Genomic DNA, 2,700 nt, shown 5'->3' on the forward strand with positions numbered 1-2,700 from the left:
GTGGTGACCCGGCCGGCGCGGAAGTCGGGGTCGTCAAGCACCGCCGCCAGGAACGGCAGGTTCGTCGCCACGCCTCGGATCCGGAACTCGGCGACGGACCGGCGGGCTCGGCGGACGGCGTTGGCGAAGGTGTGGCTGTTGCAGGTCAGCTTGACCAGCATCGAGTCGAAGTGCGCGCTGACCTCGGCGCCCGCGGCGGTGCCGCCGTCGAGCCGGATCCCGCTGCCGCCCGGGGAGCGGTAGGCGCTGATCATGCCGGTGTCGGGGCGGAACCCGTTGGCCGGATCCTCCGTGGTGATGCGACACTGCAGCGCCGCGCCGCGCAGGTAGATGTCGTCCTGGGTGAGCCCCAGCTGGGACAGCGTCTCACCGGAGGCGATACGCAGCTGCGACTGGACCAGGTCGACGTCGGTGACCTCCTCGGTCACCGTGTGCTCGACCTGGATGCGCGGGTTCATCTCGATGAAGACGTGGTGCCCGCGGGTGTCGAGCAGGAACTCGACGGTGCCCGCGTTGAGGTAGCCGATGTGCCGGGCGAACTTGACCGCGTCGGCACAGATCCGGTCGCGCAGCTCCGGGTCGAGGTTCGGCGCGGGCGCCAGCTCGATCACCTTCTGGTGGCGGCGCTGCAGCGAGCAGTCGCGCTCGTAGAGGTGGATCACGTTGCCATCGGCGTCGGCGAGGATCTGCACCTCGATGTGGCGCGGGTCGACGACGGCCTGCTCCAGGAACACCGTGGAGTCGCCGAACGCCGACTCGGCCTCGCGCATCGCCGCTTCAAGCGACTCGCGCAGGGCCTTGGGCTCCTCGACGCGGCGCATGCCTCGGCCGCCACCGCCCGCGACCGCCTTGACGAAGATCGGGAAGCCGATCTCGTCGGCCGCCTTGAGCAGCCCATCGACATCCTTGGACGGCTCGGAGGACTGCAGCACGGGCAGCCCGGCGGCCTTGGCCGCCGCGATCGCGCGCGCCTTGTTGCCGGTCAGCTCGAGGATGTCGGCGGTCGGGCCGACGAACGTGATGCCCGCGTCCGCGCAGGCCGTGGCCAGCTCGGGGTTCTCGGAGAGGAAACCGTAGCCTGGGTACACCGCGTCGGCGCCCGCCTTCTTGGCGGCCTTGACGATCTCCTCGACAGACAGATACGCCCGAACCGGGTGACCGGGCTCGCCGATCTCATAGGCCTCATCGGCCTTCATCCGGTGCTGGGAGTTGCGGTCCTCATGTGGGAACACCGCGACAGTCCCGGCGCCGAGTTCATACCCGGCCCGGAACGCCCGAATGGCGATCTCGCCGCGGTTGGCGACGAGCACCTTGCGAAACATGCCCGGATACCTCCTGCTACTCAGGGTCGGTCGCAGGAGGTTACCGCGTTAGTCTCGCCAGTCGGGAACATCGTCCCACGTGACGGACTACTGGCCGGTACCTCTTCGCCGTGTTCCGGACGTTCGGCCGACCCTCGGATCCGAAGTCTCACCCAGCCGCCAATTGTCCTGCCCAGCGGGGTTCCGCGCCGGATCAGCCGACCACGATCTCATGCACCCCGACGACGGAGTCCGGCGGAAAAACGACACGTACCTGCGAGGCCACGACGCCATGGGTGGGGACGTGGCTGTACTCCCCCGCGATCCGACCCACAGTGCGCCACGGCCCCAGTCCGTCACGGAGCTGGATCTCCCCGCGCGGCGGCGTGTGCCGGGCAGCCAGGACGACCACGCTGGTGACCGGCCGAGGTCCTTCCACGGGCACCTCGGCGACCCCGGACGTGACGGGGAACACGGTCTCGGCGACCCCGTCGGCGCACGCGTCGACCGGCGCGGGGGTCACGCTGAACTCGCGCACCGCCAGCCAGTGCCGCTGCCCGGCGGTGGCCCGCAGCCTCAGGTACCTGGTCGCCTCGGACAGCCCCGCCACCACGGTGGGCCCGCCCGCGACCTGGCGGACCGGCTGCCAGGTCGTGCCGTCCACCGACCGCTCGATGACCCCGGACCGCAGGAAGTCATGGGGACGCGCGGCCTGGCCCATGACAAGCCGCACGGCACTGAGGGAGCGGACCCGACCTAGATCGAGGATGACCTGGGTGCCCGCCCGCGGGGCGCCCGCGCTCCAGAAGTAGGTGGTGGCGTCGCCGTCGGCCATCCGGGCGGGAACGTGGTCGCCATAGGCGCCCATGTCTGTCGTCGGCGCGGGAAGCGTGCGGCGCAGGCCGAGCGCACGATCGGACTCGGAGTGGGCGGCGGCGACGAAACGGCGATACCGCGGCGGCACGTCAAGGCCTGCCAATGCGAGGCGATGGGCCCACGCGCGCCGATGGTGCCCGAGAGCGTGGGCGAGCAGGATCCGCGCGGCGCGGCGTGCGCTCTCGGTGTCGCCGCTCGTGTCGGTCCGCAACCGGTGGTCAAGAACGGCCGCGGTCCGGCGCAGATCAGTACGGCCGACATAGGCGGCCCAGAAGTCGGCCATGGCCTGTGTGGTGGCCATGGGAGACGTGGGCGCGAGCGACTCCGCCGCGGCCGGGGCCTGGGCAGCCAGCAACGCGGCGACAACCACGAGCAGCCCGCGACGAAAGTGGCGTCCGCCTGGTGGCACGACAGGTCCTCTCCTAGGTGCCTCGGACAGGCGGGCACAGCACTGGGCCCGAGCGGCTGAAATGTCCCAGCAACACCCAGCCCCGCGCCAGAGCCGTCACCCAAACGCTGTAAC

Annotated in this window: 2 protein-coding genes; both read right to left on the reverse strand. The window is 70.8% G+C overall.

Annotated elements, in window-relative coordinates:
- Positions 1-1,322, reverse strand: a 1,322-nt coding sequence (locus ACRDSQ_RS18315) for a biotin carboxylase N-terminal domain-containing protein (RefSeq protein WP_431422733.1), incomplete at its 3' end; no start/stop codon positions are given.
- 193 nt (positions 1,323-1,515) lie between these two features.
- A complete protein-coding gene (locus ACRDSQ_RS18320; protein ID WP_431422734.1) occupies positions 1,516-2,586 on the reverse strand; it encodes a discoidin domain-containing protein in 1,071 nt (356 codons plus the stop codon).
- Positions 2,587-2,700 lie beyond the last annotated feature (114 nt).

Origin of the sequence: Actinokineospora sp. (assembly GCF_050699995.1) — a bacterium.
In the GTDB taxonomy this organism is placed as follows: domain Bacteria; phylum Actinomycetota; class Actinomycetes; order Mycobacteriales; family Pseudonocardiaceae; genus Actinokineospora.